Below are 24,892 nucleotides of genomic sequence, written 5' to 3' on the forward strand. Positions count from 1 at the left end.
CTGCATTCTGTGAAAGGAAGTAGGTGAGTGACTTGGACATAAAAGCAATGGGGTATGTGGTCATACCCCGACTACCATTCAAAGAGTTTAGGGATGAAAAAATTTATGACCACTTGTTCAAAAGAGCTGAATACAGGACAAATCAAGAGCTAGAACTTGGGCAGACCATTATCAAAGTTGTGGAACTTGCAAAAGATTTTAACTGGTCAGCTGCACAGATCAAATACTCACTAGACCGAATGGAGAAACAGGGATATATCAAATTGCACCGTCTTCCACAAAAAAGAGGGTTCATCGTCACCATACTTCATTATGCAGACTACATACAACTAGGAAATTACATGAAGAAAAAAGCTTTGGAACCAGCTGAGATTGAACATCAGGAGGTCGATGACAAAATGAAAAATGCCTTTGAGCTATATGAAAACAAAGTTGCTCGGTCAGTCGGCCCGATGGAGGCACAGCGGATCAGCTACATGGTCGACGATTATGGTGAAGAAAAAGTGATGGAGGCTATCAAGACAGCGTTTCAGCTAAAGGGGAATTCAGCAAGTTTGTCATATGTTCAAGCCATCTTATCAAATCCATTCACTCAAAAGAGAAAGGAGAAACAATATGGCTATAAACAAAGCAGTCAGTATAGACACCGCATTTCAAACGATCATGCAGGAACTTCGGGAAAAGTCAGCCCGCTTTTCGGGAACAAAACAGGCCGTATCCGGAGAAAAGGCTGAATTTGATTGTCCTTATTGTAAGGATCGTGGAATTGTCGTTTATCGGGTACATAAGGACACTCCTTGGCATTTGGATGATCAGTTAGACCTTATGGTTCCAGACGATATGGTAACGGAAGATGATTTTCTGTTAGGTAAGATTTGCACGCCGGACAAAGCTAGTGAATGGAAAGATACTTATTCAAAACAGTGTGAATGTGTGAGACGAAAGAAAATTGCCAGACTCATGGCAGCTAGTGGCATTACAGAAGAATTTGAAAAGCTTCTCTTTGGTAACTTCATTACAGACGGTAAGCCAGACATGATCAAAGATGCTTATGAATGTGCAGTGGAATACTATAAAGATTTTCAAAAAATCAAAGGAGAACGGCAAAACAGTATCGCATTACTTGGACAGCCAGGTAGCGGTAAAACTCATTTGCTCACGGCGATAATGAATAATCTGATCAAGAAAAAATCAGTACACTGCATGTATTTCCCTTATGTAGAGGGCATGGGTGATTTGAAAGCTGACTTTGACAATTTAGAAGCAAAACTCGATGCCATGAGAAAGGTCCAAGTTCTATTCATTGATGACTTATTCAAACCAATAAACGGGCAGCCAAGGGCAACCGATTGGCAGGTTGAACAAATCCAGTCAGTCTTGAACTATCGGTATTTAAATCACAAACCTTTGCTGATTTCTTCGGAGTTAACAATCGATGAGATTTTGGATATAGACGAGGCTCTTGGTTCACGAATTCACCAGATGTGCCGTGATTACATAGTGATTATTAGAGGCGATCGAATGCAATTAAATCATAGGTTAGGTGATTGGGAATGAAAAAGAAAACTGATATAAAAGCAGCTGATGGACTTTATATATTCGGACCTCTAAGTCCTACAGAAGGTAAAGATCTTACGCCAACTATCCGTTTACTTGAGGAAAAAATAAAGCAAATGGAGCGGATGCTGAGTGCTTAAAGCAGTCGTGTCTCTGCTGGCAATTTTACACTCGGTATCGAGAATAGAAAAAGAAATTCAGCTATGGGAACAGCTTGACGGGAGGTAAGAGCAGTTGGATTGCATTAAGTTCACTGTTTATGGTGAGCCAGTCGCACAAGGGCGGCCGCGTGGATCAATACGAAATGGGAAGGTGCATATGCGAGATCCAGCGAAATCAAAGTACTTTAAGCAGTATGTGGCATTAGTTGCGTCTCAGCATCGGCCAAAAACAGTTATTACTGGTCCTGTCTCAATGGATGTCAAAGTGTACAGACCAATGCCAAAATCAGTTTCAAACTCAAAAAAGAAGAAAGAAAAAGCTGAAAAGGGTCTTCTGCGACCGATTACAAAGCCCGACGTTGATAATTATGTAAAAGGCGTGAAAGATGCTTTGAATCATCTTATTTACAAAGATGATAGCCAGGTAGTGGACCTAAAAGTTAGCAAGTTTTATAGCGAAGAGCCGAGGGTGGAGATCAAGATAAAAGAGGTTTCTGCCTAAAAATAAAAAACACCGAAGCGCTTAGCCTCAGTGTTCTTGATATGAACTGGTACTTCTATCATAACACAGGGGGCGCTTTGAGTGTACAATCCAAGAGAAATAAACATCAAAAAAGACTTCACTATTCAGCAGAAAATTGACCCAGGAAAAGTTCAGATCATTGTTTTAGATGGGAATCAAGGTACTGCCCATGTCTTAGATGCTCCTGAGCACGGTAAAACTGTTATTCAAACTGTAAAGGGGAGCTTTGCGCGGGTTGATCATGAGATAGGATATAAAATTTAATTGAGTCTGTAATATTAAAAATACGCCAAATGAAAAATTTGACTTTAATTCCATATCAAGTACAATTATCCTTATATGACTACAAAATATATTTGAAAATTGGGGCGACAAAATGAGAGATTCTTTTAGAGAATTTTATTTAGAAAAAGATGATGATAAGATTTGGGAAAATTCAATCATTGTGTTAGATACTAATGTTCTTCTAAATTTGTATAGATATTCTAGAGCTACAACAGATCAAATATTAACATTGTTAAAAAAATATAAAGATCAACTTTGGTTACCTCATCAAGTAGCTCTTGAATATCAATACAATAGAAAAAATGTGATAATTGAACAAAAAGATTCATATAAAAAGGTTTGTGAATCCTTCAATAAAATTCCGGATATTATTAGAGATAGTTTGAACGAGGAACTAAAAGATTTTAAGAAAAGACATAAGGAAGATATAGAATTATTTATTAACAATTTGAGAAAAGTAAGTGAGAAACAAGTTAAAGAACTTGAAGAAAAAATTAAACATGAGCCAGATCTGTTAGAAAAAGATTTTATAAAGGAAAATATCACTGAACTTTTTGAGGGCAAGGTTGGTCAACATTACGATAAAGACAAAATTCAAGAACTTGAAAAGCAAGCGGAAACACGTTTTAAGAACAACATACCACCAGGGTATGAGGACTTTGAAAATAAGAATGGTCGTAAGTTTTTTAACGAAATTATTTTACAAGATAAATATGGAGATTTTATATTATGGAAACAAATTATGGACTATGCAAAAGAAGAGCAAGTCAATGTAATTTTTTTAACTGATGAGCAGAAAGTAGATTGGTGGTATAAATTAAAGGGGAAGGTTATAGGTCCTCGTATAGAGTTACTTAATGAGTTTTATTTTAATACTAAAAAACAATTTTACATGTTTAGCTCTATCGGATTCATCGAAAGGAATAAAGATATCGTCAATGATATTGCTGCTTCTGAAGTAAGAGAGCTAAATGAAGAATTTAATCTAAAAAAGCAGAAAAAAGAAAAAAGAAATTTTGTTAATACGATGTTAAAGGAACAAAGTCAAAATAAGATTTATGTATTTACAATCAAGTCATTTAATCCGATTGATATATTGAATATACAAAGTTCAATACTCTTGAATAGAGATTATTTGTTAGAATGGACACTAGTAAATGAGTATTCTATAAGTGAAGAGGTTTTCTATTCTGCATTTCTTATAGAATTAGACAATAATGAAAGAAACAAGATGGAAATTTACAAATATTTACTAAAAGAATTTAATGAAATATTGGATGTGAAAGTAAGAGAATTAAATGTATCTAAACGTAATAAAAATTGAATTGATTTTATATTTGAAAAATAATTTTATAAGGGTTAGTCTAAGACGGAAAGCCTGCGGACACTGAACTTACAGCATTTAAGCTGTATGTTTGGTGTCCGTTTTTTATTTTGAAAAGGAGGATACTTTCATGAATCGAAAAGAAATTGAAAATCTAATCAATAGCTATCACTGGATGGTGAAAGAGGTTCGTCGATTGCAAAGGGTACTCTATGGTTCAGTAATTCCCATGAAGAATTGGGGTGTTGCTCAATATGGATTAGAAGCTACTATGCCAAAAGGAAGTCCTGGGAAGAGTCAGGCAGAGCTTCGTCAAATGGATATGCGAGAGGAACGTCTTTTCAAACGCCTTAAGTATTATGAAGAACGAGTATATGCGGTGGAGGTAGGTGCCGAAAAGATCAAAGGTGAGCAGCACAAAGTTATTTATGATTGCATGATGGAGGGGATGAGCTACCGTGCTATTGCTCTTCACTTAGGTATCTCACGGGAAACTGTACGCAAAATGAAAGACGAGTTGATTAGCCAATTATGCCAAGATTGTCACTTCGAGCGTTTGTTGAATCTGAAAAAATTTGTAGTGTAAAATGGGAGGCAGGTCGGTGCGGCAGAATTATTATTGAGCCACCTCAAAAATATAGTCTCACGGGATAATAAATCATTCGACAAATTTTGCAAATGGTTCCTTTGTCAACCGCCTTAACCGATAATAAGGTGGGAGGTGAGGAAATGGATCGCAGGAAATTAGTTTATAGTATTTTAAAAGAAATTGATCAAGGCAATGAGCCAAAATATACTGATTATGATGTAGAACTTCAATTTTTCGGTGAAGTTCTAGAAATGATGAAAGGAAAAAATTTAATTGAAAATGCAACTGTCATCAGAGGTGGAATGGGGAACCCAGTAAAGATGACATTGCTAAATCATGCAAAAGTTACTTTTGATGGTATGGAGTATCTCGAACAAAATAATGCTTGGGCTAAAACGTATAAAACAGTTAAAGAATTAAGAGATTGGATTAAATAAAATTGAGCATCCTATCCTAAGGGATGCTTTTTTGTTCGACAAATTCTGCAAAATGTTCTTTGTCAAAATATCTTGCCGATATTAAGGTAGGAGGTGAAAGCATGACAAGAACAATTAATGTTAATCAACAACATTTGTTAGAACAGTTGGCAGGCGGATCGGTAAACCGTCAATGCACTTTAGAAGCTCTAATTGATATTCTCATCGATAAAAAGGTGTTTACTGAAGAAGAATTCGTTAAGTACCAAATACATCATTTAGAACAGTCGGCTGATGAGCATTCTGCGGAGCTTTTAGGAATCAGTAAAGAGGATTATATAAAAAGCAGAAAATAAATAGCATGCTATAGGAGTGTTTTGAGGAAGGGGATTTATGAAAAAACTCCAATGCAATTTGTTTTCACTGTTATTAGTTTTGGAGGTGGTGATTTTATGAACGAAGCAAACGAAATAATTGAATTTGGTGAAATTAAAAGCGTCCTAGATTATTTGGAACAAATTAAAAGTGACTTACATAATAAAACTTTATCTGAACAAAGTAAATTCAAAGAAGAATTAAAAAATAAACTTGATAAAAGACAAATACAAATGCTTCTAGGGAGGCTTGAAGATCAGTTCGAAATTAGAAAAGCTTTAAGTTATTTAGTTACAGCTCTTTTTGCAATTGTATCTTTTGCTATAGGAAGTCTTACGAAATTTTTTGTGAGTAACCTAGCGGAGACAGGATTGAAGTCTTATACAGCCCCTGTAATAATATTTCTATTTTATATACTTGCCTTGGTAGCATGGATTGTTCTATCCTATGCCGAATCAAATAGATTAAGGAAAATAAGTCGTTACAAAAGATTATTACAAGAGTGTTTAGATGAAATGCCAGACAAAAAATATTTTAGAAGAAGAGTATAAAAAAGCTCCAGACACCTTACTAAATAAGGTGTTTTTTTATTGGAGGAGATAAATCATGGATATTAGAACTTTACCAGAAGAAAAGATTAACTCCGCTACAAACAATCCTCGTATTGATCTTCAGCCGAGCGATCTGGAATATGATGCCCTGAAAAATCACAGATCAATTCGATACATTGACCCCACTTTATCTGTAAAGAAGATCAGTAAAAAGCTCATAGAGCTTGATATAGAACTTCATGAAATTTAAACCATTATTCCCTAATTAAGGACTTTGATGCATAATATTATTAAAAAGCTGTAAGGGAGAGAATAATGGTTAATTTAATTGACAATAGAGAAAAGTTTCTCAAAAAGTATAGAATTAAAGAGGAAGAATTTGAGGATACAGGACTTGATTGGAGTACCTTAAAAGAAATATATGATGATTATCTCGGAAGTTTCAATTTACTCAAAAGTACAGGGGAAACAATAGCTGGAATTCTGAGAACTCACCCAAATGTTCATTCTGTAAGGATGAGAATAAAAGATCCTGAACATCTAATTGAAAAATTAATTAGAAAAAGTAAAAATAAAGAGTTCTCTTTTAATATAAATGATTATAAAGAGAAAATCACAGATCTTATTGGGCTAAGAGTTTTGCATCTGTCTAAAGGAGATGCTTATTTAATTGATCCATTTATAAAGAAAAATTGGGATCTACATGAACCAGTTACGATCTATTATAGAAAAGGAGATTTTAGTAAAGAAGACATAGCTACAGAAGAACTAGAAGATATTCAGAATTTTGTTTTGAAAGAACACCCTGCTGGTTATCGATCATGGCATTATTTGATTGAAACTAACCTAACCAAAGAAAGGTATATTGCAGAAATTCAGGTTAGGACCATATTTGAAGAAGGTTGGAGTGAAATAGATCACTGGCTCCGTTATCCTTACAATTTAGATGATGAGATTTTAAATAACCAATTGATGGTGTTAAATAGGCTGGCAGGTAGTGCGGATGAAATGGTTAACTCGATTATAGAGACTGTTGAACAGCTCAATAAATTGAGTGAAGAAAACGAAAAATCGAAAAATGAAATTTTTCAATTGCGCAAAAAAATACAAGAAATGGATGTTGAGCAGAAGGAGAAAGACTCTTTAATTGAAAGCTTAGATAAAATTGAAGATAAAACAGTTTCAGTGTCTAGCTCAGGTTCAATGAATAAATGTGCACCTTACATAAGCCCAACGCCAAGTTCCATAGCATCGATGGTGAGTCGATATCAAAATCAAGTTCCTAGCTCCATAGCATCGATGGTGAGCCGATATCAAAATCAAGTTCCTAGCTCCATAGCATCGATGGTGAGTCGATACCAAAATCAAGTTCCTAGTTCAATTGCGACAATGGTGAGGGGATTACATAACCCTGTGGCTGGTACAATAATTAATGATACAAAATTGTCATCGGATCCTAATAAACTTAGCAATGAAAATGAAACGAATCAGAAAGTAAAGGAAGAAGAGTAAAACAAACACAAACTCAAACATGACATCCGGAGGTGGGTGAGATGTAATGCCAAGACCACGAGATCCACGCAGAGACAAAGCTTTTCATTTGTGGGAAGAGAGTGGCGGGAGCAAGAAGTTAAAAGACATTGCTGAGCAATTAAACGTAACAAGCAGCACTGTCCGCAAATGGAAAGCAAACGATAAATGGGAAGAAAAAATTAATGAGAGCGCTCCTATATCGAAAGGGAGCGCTCCTTTTCGTCCAGGCGCTCCGAAAGGTAACAAAAATGCAAAAGGGAACAAGGGAGGAAGGGCACCGCTTGGTAATAAAAATGCAATAGGGAATAAAGGCGGTGCTGCTCCACTAAGAAATCAAAACGCTGTGACTCATGGATTCTTCTCAAAGTTCCTGCCAGAAGAAACGCTATCCATCATGGAAGGGATTCAAGAACGTTCGCCTGTAGATATGATATGGGATCAGATACAGATCCAATATGCTGCAATTATAAGAGCACAAAAAATCATGTTCGTTTCTGATAAGCAGGAAATGATTAAAGAACTGAAAAAGAAAAAGTCTGTTCTATCTGAGACAAACGAAGTCGAAGAGGAAGAATACGAATTCCAATTTTCTTGGGAACGTCATGCCACGTTCTTGAACGCTCAATCTCGGGCCATGGCAGAACTCAGAAACCTTATAAAGCAGTTTGACGAATTAGCCCATTCGGAAGATGAACGACGCCTTAAATTGGAGGATATGCGTTTAAATATAAATAAGAAAAAATTAGAGATTGAAGAACTTACAGAAGAAGATAAACCTTTTGAGATCACCATTGTGAACAAAGGTGATGACAGTGATTAAACAAGTAAATCCTCATTTTAAAGAATTTCTTTTTGACTGGAATCAAAAGTTTCAGTTTCTCGTTGGTGGTTATGGATCATCCAAAAGCTATCATGTTGCTTTGAAGATTGTTCTGAAATTGCTCAAAGAAAAGCGTACTGCACTCGTTATCAGAGAGGTATACGACACACATAGGGACTCAACATTTTCTCTTTTTGATGAAATTGTAAGTGATCTGAAATTAGATCATATCATTAGGTGTGTATCTTCTCCTATGCAGATTCGATTTTCAAATGGCAGCCGCATCATCTTTAAAGGTATGGATAAGCCAGCTAAACTGAAATCAATCAATAATATTTCTCTCATTTGGATTGAAGAGTGTTCTGAAGTGAAGTATGAGGGATTCAAGGAGCTGTTAGGACGCCTTCGTCATCCGTCATTGCCGCTTCACATGATACTTTCGACAAATCCAGTCGGAGAGGACAATTGGACTTTTAAGCATTTCTTCAAGGATGATAGGGAAAAGCGTTTTGTACTGGATGATAAGGAACTTTATGAAAAGCGGATAATTGTTAGCAACGACACCTATTATCATCACTCAACGGCAGATGATAATCTTTTTCTGCCAGAAAGCTATGTCCAGCAACTTGAAGAATTGAAGGAATATGACCCTGACCTTTACCGAATTGCTCGGAAAGGTCATTTTGGCGTGAATGGAATTCGGGTACTACCGCAGTTTGAAGAATGGCCTCATGAAGAGGTTTTGAAGGCTATCACAGATATTAACCGCCCGCTTAGACGAGTTGGCATGGACTTTGGTTTTGTGGAGTCGTATAACGCTGTTGTTAGGGTTGCTGTGGATCATGAAAAGAAATATCTCTATATCTACTGGGAGTATTACAAAAATGGACTAACGGACGATAAGACGGCCGAAGAACTCAAGGAATTTGCAGAGACTAAGGAATTAATCAAAGCGGATTCTGCGGAGCCTAAGACAATCCGATATTTTCAGCAACACGGTTTCAATATGGTGGGTGCCCGTAAGTATCAGGGTTCACGCCTCCAATACACAAAGAAGGTCAAACGATTCAGGAAGATCATTTGCTCTGATCGTTGCGAGAACACGATTTATGAGCTTAAGCCGCTCACTTATGCTACTGATAAGCTGGGGAACATCATAGAAGACGAGTTTACTATAGACCCGCATACACTATCAGCTATCTGGTACGCTCTCGATGATTATGAGGTAACTGATTTGAAAGAAGAATCTAAAGAGAGACCGCAAAGATTAAGACCAGGAAGGAGGTAAAGCATGTCAAAACAATCTGTTAAAGCGCAAGTAATCAAAGCTTCTCCACCTACTGAATCAACGAAACAAATTTATGAAGATGAATTTGCTGACAGCTATGACAGCAATATTTTGCCTCCTCCGTATAACCTAAAGGAATTAAAAATGATTGCTGAGTATTCAACAATCTTACAGCAATGTGTTGATGCCTACAGGACAAATATTGTGGGCTTTGGATTTGATTTTGAGTATTCGTTTGATGTAAATTCGCCAGATGTGACAAACAATGAAAAAACAGAAGCTGAAAGTGAATGGACAAAGCTTGAAGAGTTCGTTAAATATCTTCACTTTGATGAGTCAGCTGAGACTTTACTCGGCTTTGTTATTGAAGACCGAGAAAAGACCGGTAATGGATTTATTGAGGTTATCCGAAACGGTGAAAATAAGCCAGCCGGCATTGAATACATGGATGTTCAAAATGTACGAGTTTGCAAACTGTCTGAACCAATCGAAGTTGATTTTACATACTTCGAACAAGGACAAATGAAATCAATCAAAAGAGAAAAACGATTTCGTAAGTATGTTCAGATGATTGACGGCCGTATGGTTTACTTTAAGGAGTATGGTGATCCTCGTACTTTAAATCTGGAGACAGGCCAATATGATGAGCAGACTCCATTCGAGAAACGAGCTAATGAAGTGGTGCATTTCAAAATAGGAAGCGGTACTTATGGAAAACCACGATGGATTGGCCATATTGTTAATCTGTATGGAGCTCGTAAAGCAGAAGAGCTGAACTTCATGTATTTCAAACAAGGAAGACATATTCCCGCTGCCATTACAATTGAAAACGGAATGTTGTCAGAGGATTCATACACACAATTGCAGGATTACATGAATGGGCTTGAAGGAGTGGAGAACGCACATAAGTTTCTTTTACTTGAAGCGGAAGGCATAGCGAAGGGGAAAAACATTCATGGTGATGAAGAGATTGCTCCCGTGAAAGTCGATATTAAATCACTTGCTGAGATCCTTCAAGAAGATGCCTTGTTTCTTGAATATGACCAAAAGAGCCGAGACAAAATTAGATCGGCTTTTCGTTTGCCTCCACTTTATACAGGTGAAGCTCAAGATTACAACAGAGCGACTGCAGATACAGCAAGGAAGATTACTGAGGAACAAGTCTTTCAGCCAGAAAGAAAATTAATCACAGGTAAACTAAATGCTTTATTTCTAAATGACCTTGAAATTCATAAGGTTCGTCTTATGTTGAAAGGGCCAGACTTTAGAGATCCTTTAGAAATTGCTAAGGTTCTAACACCGTTTATAACAGCAGGTGCAGTTTCTCCGAATGACCTACGTGATTTGGCTGGAAGGGTACTCGGTAAGACACTTGAAGAATGGCCAGAAGAAGAATACAACAGGCCGCTTGATAAAACTAACGAGTCGTCCGCTTCCGATCCTTTGGCTGCGCTGTTTAAATCTAAGAACGGTACTCCTGATATGATCGGGTTATTAAAAGATATGCGGGATGTTCTGGAGGATTTGAAGAGATGAACAAAACGGATAAGCTATTGGACAGTCTGAACGCATTTATTCAAAAAGCCGAGGAAAATCAGTATAAGCAATTGGGGGAGATGGTACCTGACTTTCCTGGCAAATCTAATATACCCAAGTATGTGGAGGAATATGAAAAAGGCATCGCTAGATTACTCAGGTGCCAGCGTAAGGAGTTTTTAGATGGTCTTAAAGGTTTTGTAAGCAAAGATTCGAAAGAGACGTTAGAAGCCCTTTTGATGTTTTTTACTAAGAACCTTTTTGCGGAGGATGACTTCGAGGAAGAATTTCAGGAACTGACTGAGGGATTCCTGCAACAAACCATTGAAGAACTGGCCGAAGTGATCATGGACTCTATAGATCCAGAAGTGCCTTTTAAAGTCTTATCCAATCGTACGATTAATTGGATTAAGGGTTGGTCAAAGAAGCTGGCTGAGATCATGAAGTTAAACACACATGAAGCGGTGGAAAACGTACTGACAGATGCTATTGAAAACGGCTCTTCCATTCAGGACATTGAGCTGACGCTCAAAGACATGCCGCAGTTTGATAGGGACCGTGCCCGGACAACGGCCATCACTGAAGTGCTTGCCGCTTCCTCTGCCGCACAGCATGAATCTTATGCACAATCGCCGGTAGTAAAGAAAAAGAAATGGCGGCACAGCGGCGGGAAGAAGAACAACCCGCGTAAAAATCACATCGATCTTGACGGCACAGTCATTGGAGTGGATGAAGAATTTCAGATACCAGGTAGCAGTGAGACCTGCATGTTTCCAAGGGATCCTAAACTATCACCAGGCGAGCGGGTTCATTGCCATTGTGTTCTATCGCCTGTGGTAGATAACGAGATCTTAGATTTGTCAGCCGAGGAAAAAGAAAAGATTAGAAGAGAAGCCTTAGAAAAATTAAAATAGTTTTGTTATGGTGGGATAGCGAACTGGATATAATAGGGTTATAGAACATCTATTATATGAGAGGGAGATGGATAATGTGGGCCAAGCGAAAAAAGAATTAGCAGAGCAAGAAGCAAATGAGTACAGACAGCGTGCAGCAATGAAAGGAAAGGGTTATAGCTTTTGCCAACACTGTGACCTACCTTTTAAGGCAATAGATGGTGAACTATTGTGTAAAGGTTGTTGGAATGAAGTAACAAAAGGATGACACGAAAGACCTTCTAACATGAAGGTCTTTTTATTTTGAAAGGAGGTGAACAACATGCCAAGAGAATTGGTAAACGCAAAAATCACGCATGTTTCATACGTAGACAAGGCTGCTAATCAAAAGCAGTTCTTTTTTATGAAATCAGAAAAACAGCCAGACTTTTACAAGGAAGTAAAGGTTCTTGCGAAAGAAGCGGACGAGCAAAAACTTGTTTATGGAATCGTATATGAACCAGATACAGTGGACGCCCACGGGGATTTCATGACAGCTGCAGAAATCGAAAAGGCCGCTCATGGATTCTTGAAAGATGCCCGTGAAATTGATAAGCAGCATGACTTTCAGGGCGGTGTCGGGGCAGTGGTAGAATCCTATGTTGCACCTGCTGACTTTGACATGAATGGGGAAACCATCAAAAAAGGTTCATGGGTCCTCGTTACCAAAGCTTCTGATGAAGTTTGGGAACAAATAAAAAAAGGTGAAATTACAGGTTATTCAATGGCTGGTACCGCTGAGACAATTGAAAAACAAGAAGAAAAGCCCAGTTCTCAAGAGAAAACAGATGAGAAAGGGCTTTTTAATTTGCTCAAAAACTTTTTTGTTGGAAAACAACAGCAATCATATGAAGAGCCAGTTGAAAAGGCGGGCAGAAAGTTTTCTGCTTCAAACCTACAAGAAATTAAAAATGCTCATACTGCTCTCGGTAACTTGCTGAGTCAGGTTGAGACAGAAGAGGAGGAAAAAGAAATGACTTCGGAGGAAGTAACGAAATCCATTCAAGCCGCTTTAGAGCCAATTGAGAAGCGGCTGGCAGATCTAGAAAAAGAAGAAGATCCTAAAAAGAAAGATAAAGAAAAAACAGAAGAAGCGGCTGAAAAAGAAGCTGAGAAGTTGAAAAAAGCTATTACTGATGCTGTTCAACCGCTCGCTGATCGTATTGAAGCAATCGAAAAAAGTCGCGGAACATCTAAGCAAACTGAAGAATCAGGTTCTGAACAAGTTCAAAAATCAATCTGGTCAGGGTTGTTTTAATGTATAAGGAGGATACGAATGAGAAATCAAGAGGTTATTAATAAAGCAGAAATGACGCTTTCTACTTTAGAGAGCGGTGGGATTATGAATCCTACTCAAGCTTCAACTTTTATTCGAATGGTTCAAGATACGCCAACTATTTTAAGAGATGCGCGAGTTATTCAAATGGATCATGACACACAGAAAATCGAGAAGATCGGCTTTGGTCAGCGTATTTTAAGAGCAGCCCAAGAGGGAGTGGCGCTAACTAAGGATCAAAAGTCAGTTCCATCAACTAGTACAGTTAACTTAAGCACAAAAGAAGTAATTGCTGAAGTTAACATCACTTATGACACACTTGAAAACAACATCGAAAAAGATGGACTTCAAAATACAATCATGCAAATGATAGCTGAGCGTGCTGCGGTTGATATTGAAGAGTTGCTAGTAAACGGAGATACCAGTTCGTCAGATTCATACTTAGCTCAGCTTGACGGTATCCGTAAACAAGCTACATCTCATATTGTCGATGCTGCAGGTGAGGAACTGACACGCCAAACGTTCAAGCGAGGATACAAAGCTGTACCTCCAAAATATTTGCGAATTCCACAGGAGTTCCGTTTCTATACATCGCCTGGTATTGAGGTTGAATGGAAAGATCGTGTAGCTGACCGTCAAACAAATTTAGGGGATGCAGCTGTTCAAGGTGGCCTTTCATCTGCTTTTGGTGTTCCGATCAAAGGTATTGCAAATTTACAGCCTTATACGATTGGAGAGGGAGATACTGCAGCCGATGTTTCTGATATCATCCTAACTCATCCGAAGAATATTATTCTCGGATTCTCTCGTAACATTCGAATTGAAGTAGATAAGGACATTCGTCGCCGTATGTTTATCATTGTTCTGACAGCGAAATTGGATAGTGTTTTTGAAGAAGAGGACGCCGTAGCCAAGATCGTGAAAGTGAAGGAGTAGGTGGTCTGGCGTGTATACTGCAAAGCTTATTAAAGGCAAAACGTACAATGTTATGGGAATAACCTTTCGAGCAGGTGTCAGTCAAACAGTATCGAAAAAGCTCTATGAGTATTTAAATGAAAATCCATATTTTGTGCTGGATAAAGATCTTAAGAATCAAAAAGATGATCCGATAAATTATACTGAATCGGAATTGAAAGGTATGAATAAAGCAGAGCATGAATCCATTATTTCTAATCTTGGTGGCAATCCGTCTGACTTCAAAAACGCAGATGAAAGAATTGCCTACATCCTTAAGCAATTAGATAACAAAGGGGAGTGACCTATGCTGTTAATCACTCCCGATGAATTAAAGAATTATTCAGTTTTTGAGTCTGTAAAGACCAGACCTGACGAGTTGTTAAAACAGGATATACTTGAGGCAACTGCCGATATCATTCTTAAAGTTGGACATGATTTTTCAGATGCAGAGTATATTCCTTTGCCTGAAACGGTTCGACTGGCCCTATTAAAGTTGTCTCAGTTTTATGCTCTTATAAATGGCGACGAGTCAATTATTAAAGGATATACAACTGAAAAAATTGGTGATTATTCTTATACTCTAGGGGATGGCAGTTCTCTTCAAAAACCTGATGTGTATGCATTAATAAAAGATTATGTAAAACCGGCTGACCCTGATTTAGAAGGGGTTGAAGCGAAAGTGCGGATGAGATCAATATGAGTTATCGATCTTTACTGACTCACAGATGTGACATTTACCATCTGCAGGAGAAAAAAGAAAATAGAAAGCAAAAATTCGGGGTGCCGGTTGAAGATGTTCAACCGGTTTTTTCGTACCCTGATGAGCCGGACATAGAAAATCAGCCGTGTTATTTTACAGAAAAGAGTCAGTCCATTATCCAACAGGAACCGAATGTAGCTATTTATCAATCATTCCTTGTGCATTTCCCTGCTACTGCTGATATTCGAGTAAATGACAGGGTGGTTTGGGATGGTACTGCTTATAAATTACAGAAGCCCAGCAAAATCAGGAACCACCATTGGGAGGTTACAGCAGTGCGGGAGGTTGAATATTTGTGAAGATCAAAGGTCTTGATCAGTTCATTCAGTCATTAAACCATGCTTCTCGTGGAGGATTGAAAGGGAAATACGAAGAGTGGCTTGAAGCTATGGGTTTTGAGTTCCTAGACATTATCCAAGATGAAATTATCAGGACGAAGACGGTGGACACACGCCGCTTGCTTAACTCTTTTCAACGAGGTGACCAGGATAATATCTTTTCAATGACAAAAGGCAGCTTAAAGTTGGATGTTGGAACAAATCTGGAATACGCCTCATACGTCAATGACGGGCACTTTACTATCGATCCGTCTAAAAATCAGGATAGACGGTGGGTCCCGGGGCGTTGGAAAGGCGACCGTTTCGAATATGACCCTGCCGAAAGAAATTTCGGTATGCTACTGAAGTTCCAATGGGTCGACGGTTCTGGCTTTTGGGATAACGCCATGGCTATATTTCAGTTGATGTTTGAGAGAAGCCTTGAGCGGAAGCTGCAGCAATGGATTGATGAAGAATTTTAAGGCGGTGTTGCCATGAATCAAGAATTAGGTTCAATTATGGGCTATCTATACAAACTGTATCCTGTTCAAGTGTATGAAGAAGAAATACCGCAGGACTTTGCTGTTCCGTCCCTTTACTTTCCACCGGCTTCCACGGTCGATGGGGTGGATACAGTATCCACGTTTCAGAAAGCCTATATTTTAAACGTAAAACTCTTTCACGAAAACGCACAGAAGGCTCATAACGAAGCAGAAAGGATTGCAGATACACTTAGAAGCAAAAGGAGCATGATTCCGCTTATACAAGAATCTGGCGAGGATACGGGGGATTTTATTCGCCTATCTCGAATAGAAACGCGGGTATCAGATGATTACGCGACCATTGTCTTAAACTGGACGAGCCGCTATTGGTATGAGCGGGAAGAACAGCGTTCAATGGATGGTTTTAAATTTAAAAGTGGGGTGAAATGATGGCCACTAAAAAAGAGAAAGCAGAAAATGCTTTTTATATTAAGGATTTGCGAGAGCACAGTCGAGAGCTCTTTGGGGTAAAACCCGAGGTGTTTGACGGTGCTCTTTTTCATGTTCATAAAACGAGTATTACAAAATCGGAAGCGAAGAAGTTAATTAATCAGTTTCTTCAAAAGGAGGTCAAATAGATGAACGGCGGAACATTCACACCCGGCAAGGAAAAAGAGCGTGCCGGTATTTACTTTAACTTCAAAACGACCGCGGAGAACCGTGTTTCTGCCGGAGAACGTGGAACAGTTGCGCTGCCGATAGCGTCCAGCTGGGGTGAGGTTAAGAAATTCATTTCTATTTCTTCAATCGAGGACCTGAATAAAAAAGTGGGGTTGAACATTGATGATCCTTCGCTGTTGCTTTTACGTGAAGCAATGAAAAAGGCAAGTACAGTCTTGCTTTATCGTCTGACGGAAGGTCTTCGTGCTTCAGCAGACATTAGCGAAGGTGTAAAGGCTACTGCTCTTTATGGCGGTACTAAAGGAAATGACATCATTATCAGCATTACAGAAAACGTTATTGACTCTTCAAAAGTGGATGTCACTACCTACCTTGATCAGTCAGAAGTTGATAAACAAACAGTTTCTAAAGCTGAAGAGCTTAAACAAAATAACTATGTCACGTTTACAGGGAAAGGGGATTTAACAGTCACTATTCCGTTAACTGGTACGGCCCCTGAAGACGTCAGCGGTGCTCTTCCGGCAACTTCCGGAATCCGCTTGTCAGGTGGAACAGACAAAACACCGACCAATGCTGATTATACAGCTTTCTTGGAAGCGGCTGAAACGGAATACTTTGACACAATCGCTTTACCTGTAGAGGATAACGAGCAATTAAAAGCAACGTTTGTTGCGTTTATCAAACGGCTGAGAGACAACCAAGGGCAAAAGGTTCAAGGTGTTCTATCAAATTATAAGGGAGACCATGAGGGTATTATCAATGTAACTGGTGGTGTCCTACTTGAAGATGGAACGGAAATCACTCCTGAAAAAGCTACTGCTTGGGTTGCAGGTGCAAGTGCTGGGGCTACATTTAATCAATCACTTACATTTGTAGAATACGAGGGAGCTGTAGATGTCCTTAACCGAATTGACAACGACGAAATCGTTGAACGATTGTCAAATGGGGAATTCTTGTTTACTTATGATTCTCGTGATAAATCAGTATCGGTTGAAAAGGACATTAATTCACTCACAAGCTTAACAGCAGAGAAAAATAAGATGTTCCAGAAAAACAAAATTGTCCGTGTACTTGATGCAATCAATAACGATCTGACAACTCAACTGAAAGCATTGATCAAGTCTCGAAAAGCGAGTGGCAGTGATGTTCCCGCTACAAATGACGGACTGCAGTTTGTAAAAACGCTAATTACTCAATACTTGAGTGTTCTTCAAGATAACGGGGGCATTACTGATTTTGATTCAGAGAATGACATTACAATTGCTCTGAATAATGATCGTGACGGCTTCCTGATTGATCTTGCAGTTCAACCGGTGGATGCAGCTGAAAAATTCTACTTTAATGTTGAGGTGAAATAGGAATGGCATTAAAAGCTCAAAACACCATTTCCGGTAAAGAGGGTAGGCTGTTTCTTGATGGAGAAGAAATGGCTCATATCAAAACTTTTGAAGCCAATGTGGAGAAAAATAAATCCGAGGTAAATATCATGGGGCGTCGGATGACAGGGCATAAAACGACTGGAGCAAACGGAACAGGGACAGCCACTTTTTATAAAGTGACTTCTCAATTTGTTCTTATTATGATGGACTATGTGAAAAAGGGAAGTGATCCTTACTTCACCTTACAAGCTGTTCTGGATGACGCCTCTTCAGGCCGCGGCACTGAACGAGTCACCTTGTATGATGTGAACTTTGACTCTGCGAAAATCGCTGGACTTGATGTTGATTCTGAAGCATTGGAAGAAGAAGTGCCGTTTACCTTTGAGGATTTTGATGTTTCTGAGAAGTTGAAATCAACTTTTTAATTAATATCTAAAGGCATATAGCTTTTATGCGCCTTTTATTTTATTTTGTAATTTTACTTTTTTTATTTTGTTACTTTTTTTATCAGTTTTCTGTTTGCATTGCAAACAGGACCAATGTATACTGAATATATATTTACAACGGTAAACTATAATATTACTAACGTCAAAAGGGCCGCGGCCACGATTAACAGCTTAGATTTTTGCATATAATATGAAAAAGCCAGAGTGTGGGGCACTCTAGCTTTTTCAAAGAATGATGAAGCTACCGGTTACTATACGGACGAATCTTCCGTTTATATCTACGTTTAATTCTTTTATACGGTTGACTCCTTCGTCCCTTTTGTTGACACAAACATACTTTAGACACGGTAATGTCTTTTGATACGTTTGTGTCTTTCTTTCTTAAATATCTATCTGCAAGATATTTTAATGCTATCGGTGCTAAAACTCGCAGAAAGTGATCAGTGATCATTGTTTTCACCTCCCCTCTGGAGGTGTTTACATGAACTCATTATCTACCACCTTCCTAATATTGTAGTTAGGAAAAGGTAGCTTCAAGAATATTATACATGAATATTATGGTAAGCACATCCCCTAAATAAATTGATCTTTTCTTTCAATTTATTTGCTCAGGAGAATGTGCTTTTTTTATTGTCAAAAACTTTAAATCGAAAATAGAAGGAGCTAATAAAATGAGCGAAAAAACATACGATCTTTCATTCTTTATGCCAGGACAAACAAACGAAGTTGAAGAAGTAAAAGTGCCGATTTCTAAACGTTTTGTAGACAAAGAAGGCAATATTGTTCCATTCATTTTCAAAGCAATCACGACTGAACGCATTGACGAGCTGGAGAAAGAGAATACGACTTACAAAAATGTAAAAGGCCGCGGTCGCGTAAAGGAGTTGGACAACCAACGTTTTTATGCTCGTATTGCGGTTGAAACGACTGTTTACCCGAACTTTAAAGCTAAGGAACTACGTGAGGCTTACAAAACAGAAGATCCAGTGGAAGTTGCAAAACGTGTTCTTTCAGTCGGCGGTGAGTATGCGAACTGGCTAAACAAAGCAATTGAAATCAACGGTTTTGATGATGATCTCGAAGACCTTGAAGAAGCGGCAAAAAACTAGTAAAGGACGGGGACAAAGAGGCTGTATATCTTTATTACGCGATGCATGAGCTCAAATACGCCCCGTCAGAATTAAGAGAACTATATGAGGCTCCGAAAGAATTCAAGGCGCTCTTATATGGGTTAATCGGTTATAAGCTTGAGCTGTTAGAAAAAGAAGCGAAGAAGGGAGGTAATTAACTATGGCTAAACTAACAGCCACGTTTGAATTACATGATAAGATTTCCCGCAAGCTTCGAATGATACAAGGCAATGCTGAAAGACTTAAGAGGGCCGCTAATGGCCCTCTTATTTTTGAGGCTGAAGACCGGACTGAGAGAGTTATGCGGCGGATTGACCGATCGGCCAACCGTTTGACCGGACGGGCTCGATCGCTTGAAGTGGATTTAGATGATCGTGCTTCGAATGGCTTACATTCTATACGTCAGCAAGCTGAGGATCTTACCGAGGGCAGGCATGAGGTGACGGTTTCCGTAAATGATCAAGCTACACCGCGTTTCCGCTTAATCCGTGGAGGTCTTTCTGATTTAAGTCGCTCGCACGCTGAGCCAACTGTTTCAGTTCGTGATCATGCTTCAAACCAATTAGATGAGATCCGTCGTCATGTGTCCGATGTAGACAGCGAACATGCTGAGCCAACCGTCTCTATTAAGGACAGAGCTTCAGCTGCTCTGGATGCTATTGAAGCGAAAATAGACAGCTTGAAGAATGCTACCATTACTCTGGCAGTTGCAGGTGGTTTTTCTGCAGGTTCAATTATGGGTTCTGGTAAAAGTACAATGTCTCAGGATGCCTATGTGTCAGCAACTTCAAACGTTAATAAGAAAGATGTTGCAAGAATGACGGATCAGATCTATTTCAACAATAAAGTGGGCAGTTCTCGGGAAGAAGTCAGTTTATCTTTGAGAAACTTATCGCAACAGACAGGGGCGTCTAAAAAAACTCTTGCTGAATTGACTGAGTCGTCAAGTAAGATTGCCCAGCTTATGAATGCTGATCAGGCAGAGGTAGATCGTGCTTTTAGTTCAATGTATAACAACTTGAAATTGTCTGGGAAACAAAGCGGAGACTTAATTGCTTATGTATATCGGAATGCCGGTGACCAAGCTGACGATTTATTGGACACGATGAATGAATACAGTTCCACCTTTAAAGACTTGAAGCTCACAGGCGGCCAAATTGCAAACGCCATGATAAAAGGAACAAAGGGTGGCGCCAGAAACTTCGATAACCTAGCCGATAGTATGCGTGAGTTTAACATCCGCCGAACCGAAATGTCTGATAGCCAAGTGGACGCATTTAAAACGCTGTTCGGGGTCAAGGAAACTAAGAAAATGTTCAAGGGCTTCAAAGATGGTTCAATAAGTGGAGAGGAAAGTTTATTTAGGGTGGCAAAAGCCCTTTCTAAAGTGAAAGACAAAACAAAGCGGGCTGCCATTGCGACTGAGCTTATCGGTACACAATATGAAGACCTTAAGCAGCCTATTTTAGATATGGCTGAGGGAATTGGTACAAGTGCCAAAACAAGCGGTGAATTGGAACGAAGCTTTACGAAACTTCGGGATAATAACCCGATGACACCGGTTAATGATGCCATGAGAGATTTTGAAAGCATATCTAAGGATATGGGAACCTCTCTGCTAACTGGATTAGGGCCAGCCTTTGATAAAATCAGCTCGTTCATTAACAGTAAGGAAGGTCAGGAAAAACTTAAAGAGATCAAAAAAGATATTGCCGATCTTGGTGAGGAGATAGGTGATAAGTTAAACGTAGCCATTGAGTGGAGCGTTAACCATTGGGATGATTTGAAAACAGCGATTAAGGTTGTGATCCCTTCTTTAATTGGGTTGATTGGTTATTTGAAAATACTACGTCCATTGTTAAAAGGTATAGGTACTGTCGGAAGTGATGCAGCAGGCGTAATCCGAAAATTAATTCCAAAACGTACTCCTAAAGCTGCCACTAATACGCAAAGTGAAAGGAGGAACAGAAACAGTAATCGTAATGCCAGCACAAGAACATCCAAAACTGCCACAGGTCCAACGAGTTTACCTCTAAGCGGCAGCTTAACATGTTGCTGTTGTAGCGATGGAGGTAAAAATGATCGCATTCGTAAAAGACGAGGGAAAAGAGTTTTAGGTCGACGTGGTAATCCAAACCGAATGAACCCTTCTGACAGATCAATTACTGTGTCATCTGGACGATTAGAGAGAAGGCGTTCCAGTAGAACTGTAGGTACTAATCCAACCAGAGGATCAAGACCAGCAATAACCACAACGAGATCGGAGTTATACTCACCTGGTAGAGCTGCAGGCCGAGCATCGAAGTTCGGGAAAGTCTTAAGTCCTCTGAAAAGTGTTGGCAAGTTTGCAAAGGGAGTCCCTCTTTTAGGAACAGCGTTAGCGGCAACAGATTTAATTGGTATGAATAAAGACAATGTTGGTGAAAAAATTGGATCAGCTGGCGGTGGTCTTGCTGGAGCGGCTACAGGAGCAGCTATTGGCAGCGTAGTTCCTGGAGTGGGAACAGCCATTGGGGGAATAGTTGGTGGTATAGCAGGCACCATGGGTGGTTCAAGTTTAGGTAAAGCGTTTGATGGTTCAGAAATAAAGAAGAAACTAAACAGTACATTATTTGATCAAAAATGGTGGTCTGAAAAATGGTCCGGCATTAAGAGTAATGCGAAGACTTCTCTCAATGGGTTAAGTGATACATGGTCTCATGTAAAAGAAAAGGTGAAGTCTACTTTATTTAATAGTGAATGGTGGTCTGAAAAGTGGTCTGGTGTTAAAAGCTGGGCACAGGACAAATGGAATAGTGCATCATCTGTTTGGGAGTCAGTAAAGGGAAAAATAAAATCCACTTTATTTAGTGAGAAGTGGTGGTCAGGAAAGTGGGAAGGCGTAAAAAGTTGGGCTCAAAGTAAGTGGGACAGCGCGTCTTCTGTTTGGCAATCTGTTAAAGGAAAGCTGAAATCCACTTTATTTAGCGAGAAATGGTGGTCAGGAAAATGGGAAAGTGTAAAGAGCTGGTCAAAAAATAAATGGGACAATGCTAAATCAATATGGAAAAGTGTTAAGAGTTCCATTTCAGAAACCCTTTTTAGTAAGAAGTGGTGGTCTGAAAAGTGGCAGAGTGTAAAGGAATTGGGAAGCAGTATTTTAGGCGGAGTAAAAGAAGTTGGTGGTAAAGTAGCTTCAAGTGCGAAAAAAACTGCTGGTAAAGCGTGGGGATATGTGAAGAGTGGCGTAAATTATTTATTTGGTTCGGGAAAAGAAAAGCCAAAGAAACATGCTACTGGTGGTTACATTACGAAGCCAACAATATCTTGGATTGGTGAAGCTGGTAAAGAATTCGTTATCCCTGTTGAGAATAATAAAGGTCGCGGCAAAATGCTCCTTTCTCAAGCTGCTTCGAAATTAGGGATGAGTGTGGTTGATGATATAGCGTCTGCTTCATCTGCAGGAGGTGAACCAGCAACTTCCCCGCTAATCAGTAGAGCGGCGGTGACTGCTTCTGTATCTCCTATCATTGACACATCCAGTCTGGATGAACAAGCGACTTCATTTGGTCAACAGTTCACTAAAGGCTTTAATCAAGGAATTGGAGATCATGTTGTTTCTATTGACGCTTGGAAACAGAAAAACGTTGGCCAGCCAATGAACAATTTAATCTCTTATTCTCCGAATTATGGAAAGCAAGTGGTTAATGGCTATGCTAAAGGTCAGAACAGTACTTTAACTGGTACAGATGGCTTCTTGCAGAAGAAGGTTAAAACACCATTCCAGAACACCGTAAATAAATCCTCTTCATGGGGAAGTGGAACGGTCAAAGGTTTTGCTTCAGGACAAAATAGTACTCAAACTGGTACTGATCAATATGTCAGCACTCATATTAACAAACCGTTTATCCGCTCTAAAGAATCATCAAACGGATGGGGAAGCGGTATGATCGGTAATTTTGTTTCAGGCATGACTTCTAAGGCAAGTGAAGTCCATGAGACTGCCAAGGAACTGGCGAAAAAAGTTGAGAAGGCATTTCGTGAAGAGCTGGATATTCATTCACCTTCCCGTGTCATGATGAGTCTCGGTCGTTTTGCCTCTATTGGTATTGTAAAAGGTCTGGATTCTGTGGATGTGAAAAAGTTTGCTGAAAAACAAGCAGGTTCACTGGCTGCTGCTTATTCCGGAATGGGAGCAGTTAGCGGAAATGTGAAGCAATGGCTTATGGCAGCTATCATGGCAACAAAGACACCAATGAGCTGGCTCCCAGGGCTGATGACAATTGCTCAGCATGAGTCAGGCGGTAATCCAAAGGCAATTAACTTATGGGATAGTAATGCGAAAGCAGGGCATCCATCTCAGGGACTCATGCAAACAATCCCAAGTACCTTCAACGCACACAAATTGCCGGGCATGAATAACATTCTTAACCCGATTCACAACGCTGCTGCTGCGATTGGCTATATCAAAAGCAGATATGGATCAATTAATAATGTACCAGGCATTAGAAGCATGAGACACGGAGGTCCATATGTTGGCTACGCTAACGGCGGACTTATTACCAAAGAGCAGATTGCACGTGTCGGTGAAGGAAACAAAAGGGAATGGATCATTCCGGAGGAGCGAGGCATCCGTGGACGTTATTTATTAGCCCAAGCAGCTAAGGCACTCGGAATGGAAGTCACAGACCCATCTCAAAAAGGTCAAACTGAATTATCTTCCGGTCAGGTAACAGCAGCTACAACAGGTAGTCAGCAAACAACTGTTACAGCATCAGGAGGTAAAGAGGTTATTATTCAATTTAATGGCGATCAGCATTTTCACAATGACAAAGACATGAACAGCCTTGTAGCTAAGATTAAGCAGGCCCTTGTCGATGAGCTTGAACAGGATATCAACATTGGAACGAAGGGAGTCGTTGCTTTTGACTAAATCCATATATGAATTCTGGATTTCGCAAGGGAAGGACAAGCTGCGGCTTCCTGTCCTTCCTGAACAAATTGATATTTCAAACACAATTCAAAATGAATCAGTAAAAGTGGCTAGTTTTGGGGAGATCACTTTTATTGATAAACCGGGAGCGAAAGAAATTTCGTTCTCTTCTTTTTTTCCAAAGAAACACAGTCCGCTTGCTGAGTATAAAGGATTTCCTTCTCCTGAAAATGCTATTGCAAAGATCGAGAAATGGGTGAAATCTAAAAAGCCGGTTCAATTCTTAATTACTGGAACGAAAATTAATTTAACTTGCAGTATCGAGGTTTTTTCTTATAGCGAGGGCCAAAAAGATATAGGTGATCGTGATTATGAAATAAAGCTGAAGGAATACAAAACTGCTTCGCCGCGGAAGATCAAGCAGAAGAAAAAGACGAAGAAGAAACGGCCATCTAAATCAGCTCCTAAAACGTACACCGTTAAGAAAGGCGATACACTGTGGGACCTTGCCGGCAAATTTTATGGAGACAGCACAAAATGGCGCAAGATCTGGAACGTCAATAAAAAGGCTATGATCAAACGAAGCAAACGGAATATCAGGCAGCCAGGGCACTGGATCTTTCCTGGTCAAAAATTAAAGATACCGCAGTAAGCAGGTGATG

Annotated in this window: 31 protein-coding genes; all 31 read left to right on the plus strand. The window is 39.3% G+C overall.

Annotated elements, in window-relative coordinates; all coding sequences use genetic code 11:
• Positions 1 to 56 precede the first annotated feature (56 nt).
• Positions 57 to 734, plus strand: a complete 678-nt coding sequence (locus KHQ79_RS02690; RefSeq protein WP_225514265.1) for a DnaD domain-containing protein — start codon at positions 57 to 59, stop codon at positions 732 to 734.
• The gene (locus tag KHQ79_RS02695; protein ID WP_225514166.1) at positions 616 to 1,557 is read left to right on the plus strand and encodes an ATP-binding protein; all 942 of its coding nucleotides are present in this window, start codon (positions 616 to 618) and stop codon (positions 1,555 to 1,557) included. Before KHQ79_RS02690 ends, KHQ79_RS02695 begins: the two co-directional genes overlap by 119 nt.
• Entirely contained in the window at positions 1,548 to 1,697 is a 150-nt protein-coding gene (locus tag KHQ79_RS02700) for a hypothetical protein (protein ID WP_225514167.1), read from the plus strand. Before KHQ79_RS02695 ends, KHQ79_RS02700 begins: the two co-directional genes overlap by 10 nt.
• Before the next feature lie 94 nt (positions 1,698 to 1,791).
• The gene (locus tag KHQ79_RS02705; RefSeq protein WP_225514168.1) at positions 1,792 to 2,220 is read left to right on the plus strand and encodes a RusA family crossover junction endodeoxyribonuclease; all 429 of its coding nucleotides are present in this window, start codon (positions 1,792 to 1,794) and stop codon (positions 2,218 to 2,220) included.
• 81 nt (positions 2,221 to 2,301) lie between these two features.
• Positions 2,302 to 2,505 carry an XtrA/YqaO family protein gene (locus KHQ79_RS02710; protein ID WP_225514169.1) on the plus strand — a complete coding sequence of 68 codons (204 nt, stop codon included), beginning with the start codon at positions 2,302 to 2,304 and terminating at the stop codon, positions 2,503 to 2,505.
• 112 nt (positions 2,506 to 2,617) lie between these two features.
• Positions 2,618 to 3,850 (plus strand): PIN-like domain-containing protein, encoded by a 1,233-nt coding sequence (locus KHQ79_RS02715; protein WP_225514170.1) that lies wholly within the window; start codon positions 2,618 to 2,620, stop codon positions 3,848 to 3,850.
• A 130-nt stretch (positions 3,851 to 3,980) separates the two neighbouring features.
• Positions 3,981 to 4,436, plus strand: coding sequence for a sigma-70 family RNA polymerase sigma factor (locus KHQ79_RS02720; protein WP_225514171.1), 456 nt, complete (start codon positions 3,981 to 3,983; stop codon positions 4,434 to 4,436).
• Positions 4,437 to 4,579: 143 nt separating this feature from the next.
• Positions 4,580 to 4,876, plus strand: a complete 297-nt coding sequence (locus tag KHQ79_RS02725) for a YjcQ family protein (RefSeq protein WP_225514172.1) — start codon at positions 4,580 to 4,582, stop codon at positions 4,874 to 4,876.
• Between the two features lie 101 nt (positions 4,877 to 4,977).
• Complete coding sequence (locus KHQ79_RS02730; RefSeq protein WP_153256259.1) at positions 4,978 to 5,211, plus strand: hypothetical protein; 234 nt, start codon at positions 4,978 to 4,980, stop codon at positions 5,209 to 5,211.
• Positions 5,212 to 5,307: 96 nt separating this feature from the next.
• Positions 5,308 to 5,781: a hypothetical protein gene (locus KHQ79_RS02735; protein WP_225514173.1), complete on the plus strand. Its 474-nt coding sequence runs from the start codon at positions 5,308 to 5,310 to the stop codon at positions 5,779 to 5,781.
• Between the two features lie 55 nt (positions 5,782 to 5,836).
• On the plus strand, positions 5,837 to 6,031 hold the full coding sequence (locus KHQ79_RS02740) for a ParB N-terminal domain-containing protein (RefSeq protein WP_225514174.1): 195 nt from the start codon (positions 5,837 to 5,839) through the stop codon (positions 6,029 to 6,031).
• Between the two features lie 65 nt (positions 6,032 to 6,096).
• Positions 6,097 to 7,293: a hypothetical protein gene (locus KHQ79_RS02745; protein WP_225514175.1), complete on the plus strand. Its 1,197-nt coding sequence runs from the start codon at positions 6,097 to 6,099 to the stop codon at positions 7,291 to 7,293.
• A 46-nt stretch (positions 7,294 to 7,339) separates the two neighbouring features.
• Positions 7,340 to 8,134 (plus strand): phage terminase small subunit, encoded by a 795-nt coding sequence (terS, locus tag KHQ79_RS02750; protein ID WP_225514176.1) that lies wholly within the window; start codon positions 7,340 to 7,342, stop codon positions 8,132 to 8,134.
• Positions 8,127 to 9,422, plus strand: a complete 1,296-nt coding sequence (locus tag KHQ79_RS02755; RefSeq protein WP_225514177.1) for a PBSX family phage terminase large subunit — start codon at positions 8,127 to 8,129, stop codon at positions 9,420 to 9,422. The genes terS and KHQ79_RS02755 overlap by 8 nt, the downstream gene beginning before the upstream one ends.
• A 3-nt stretch (positions 9,423 to 9,425) precedes the next feature.
• The gene (locus tag KHQ79_RS02760) at positions 9,426 to 10,958 is read left to right on the plus strand and encodes a phage portal protein (RefSeq protein ID WP_046663727.1); all 1,533 of its coding nucleotides are present in this window, start codon (positions 9,426 to 9,428) and stop codon (positions 10,956 to 10,958) included.
• Positions 10,955 to 11,872 carry a phage head morphogenesis protein gene (locus KHQ79_RS02765; RefSeq protein ID WP_225514178.1) on the plus strand — a complete coding sequence of 306 codons (918 nt, stop codon included), beginning with the start codon at positions 10,955 to 10,957 and terminating at the stop codon, positions 11,870 to 11,872. The genes KHQ79_RS02760 and KHQ79_RS02765 overlap by 4 nt, the downstream gene beginning before the upstream one ends.
• Before the next feature lie 76 nt (positions 11,873 to 11,948).
• Positions 11,949 to 12,119 carry a hypothetical protein gene (locus KHQ79_RS02770; protein ID WP_188323164.1) on the plus strand — a complete coding sequence of 57 codons (171 nt, stop codon included), beginning with the start codon at positions 11,949 to 11,951 and terminating at the stop codon, positions 12,117 to 12,119.
• Positions 12,120 to 12,173: 54 nt separating this feature from the next.
• On the plus strand, positions 12,174 to 13,148 hold the full coding sequence (locus KHQ79_RS02775) for an XkdF-like putative serine protease domain-containing protein (RefSeq protein ID WP_225514179.1): 975 nt from the start codon (positions 12,174 to 12,176) through the stop codon (positions 13,146 to 13,148).
• A gap of 18 nt (positions 13,149 to 13,166) precedes the next feature.
• The gene (locus KHQ79_RS02780; protein WP_003229922.1) at positions 13,167 to 14,102 is read left to right on the plus strand and encodes a phage major capsid protein; all 936 of its coding nucleotides are present in this window, start codon (positions 13,167 to 13,169) and stop codon (positions 14,100 to 14,102) included.
• Between the two features lie 10 nt (positions 14,103 to 14,112).
• Positions 14,113 to 14,424, plus strand: coding sequence for a YqbF domain-containing protein (locus tag KHQ79_RS02785; RefSeq protein WP_101861100.1), 312 nt, complete (start codon positions 14,113 to 14,115; stop codon positions 14,422 to 14,424).
• Positions 14,425 to 14,427: 3 nt separating this feature from the next.
• Positions 14,428 to 14,823, plus strand: a complete 396-nt coding sequence (yqbG, locus tag KHQ79_RS02790) for a protein YqbG (RefSeq protein WP_225514180.1) — start codon at positions 14,428 to 14,430, stop codon at positions 14,821 to 14,823.
• Positions 14,820 to 15,182: a YqbH/XkdH family protein gene (locus tag KHQ79_RS02795; protein WP_095713357.1), complete on the plus strand. Its 363-nt coding sequence runs from the start codon at positions 14,820 to 14,822 to the stop codon at positions 15,180 to 15,182. The genes yqbG and KHQ79_RS02795 overlap by 4 nt, the downstream gene beginning before the upstream one ends.
• Complete coding sequence (locus KHQ79_RS02800) at positions 15,179 to 15,682, plus strand: HK97 gp10 family phage protein (RefSeq protein WP_225514181.1); 504 nt, start codon at positions 15,179 to 15,181, stop codon at positions 15,680 to 15,682. The genes KHQ79_RS02795 and KHQ79_RS02800 overlap by 4 nt, the downstream gene beginning before the upstream one ends.
• A 12-nt stretch (positions 15,683 to 15,694) precedes the next feature.
• Entirely contained in the window at positions 15,695 to 16,132 is a 438-nt protein-coding gene (locus KHQ79_RS02805) for a phage tail terminator family protein (protein WP_225514182.1), read from the plus strand.
• On the plus strand, positions 16,129 to 16,320 hold the full coding sequence (locus KHQ79_RS02810; protein WP_021480103.1) for a YqzN/YkzM domain-containing protein: 192 nt from the start codon (positions 16,129 to 16,131) through the stop codon (positions 16,318 to 16,320). The genes KHQ79_RS02805 and KHQ79_RS02810 overlap by 4 nt, the downstream gene beginning before the upstream one ends.
• Positions 16,321 to 17,721, plus strand: a complete 1,401-nt coding sequence (locus KHQ79_RS02815) for a phage tail sheath family protein (RefSeq protein ID WP_225514183.1) — start codon at positions 16,321 to 16,323, stop codon at positions 17,719 to 17,721.
• Positions 17,722 to 17,723: 2 nt separating this feature from the next.
• Positions 17,724 to 18,167, plus strand: coding sequence for a phage tail tube protein (locus tag KHQ79_RS02820; protein WP_172850634.1), 444 nt, complete (start codon positions 17,724 to 17,726; stop codon positions 18,165 to 18,167).
• A gap of 692 nt (positions 18,168 to 18,859) precedes the next feature.
• Entirely contained in the window at positions 18,860 to 19,297 is a 438-nt protein-coding gene (locus tag KHQ79_RS02825) for a phage tail assembly chaperone (protein ID WP_172850636.1), read from the plus strand.
• A 41-nt stretch (positions 19,298 to 19,338) separates the two neighbouring features.
• Positions 19,339 to 19,476: a hypothetical protein gene (locus tag KHQ79_RS02830; RefSeq protein WP_021480099.1), complete on the plus strand. Its 138-nt coding sequence runs from the start codon at positions 19,339 to 19,341 to the stop codon at positions 19,474 to 19,476.
• A gap of 2 nt (positions 19,477 to 19,478) precedes the next feature.
• Complete coding sequence (locus KHQ79_RS02835; RefSeq protein WP_225514184.1) at positions 19,479 to 24,230, plus strand: phage tail tape measure protein; 4,752 nt, start codon at positions 19,479 to 19,481, stop codon at positions 24,228 to 24,230.
• Positions 24,223 to 24,882 (plus strand): LysM peptidoglycan-binding domain-containing protein, encoded by a 660-nt coding sequence (locus KHQ79_RS02840; RefSeq protein ID WP_021480096.1) that lies wholly within the window; start codon positions 24,223 to 24,225, stop codon positions 24,880 to 24,882. The genes KHQ79_RS02835 and KHQ79_RS02840 overlap by 8 nt, the downstream gene beginning before the upstream one ends.
• The last annotated feature ends 10 nt before the right edge of the window (positions 24,883 to 24,892 follow it).

This window comes from Bacillus sp. TSO22 (assembly GCF_020223595.1).
Taxonomy (GTDB): Bacteria; Bacillota; Bacilli; order Bacillales; family Bacillaceae; genus Bacillus; species Bacillus inaquosorum.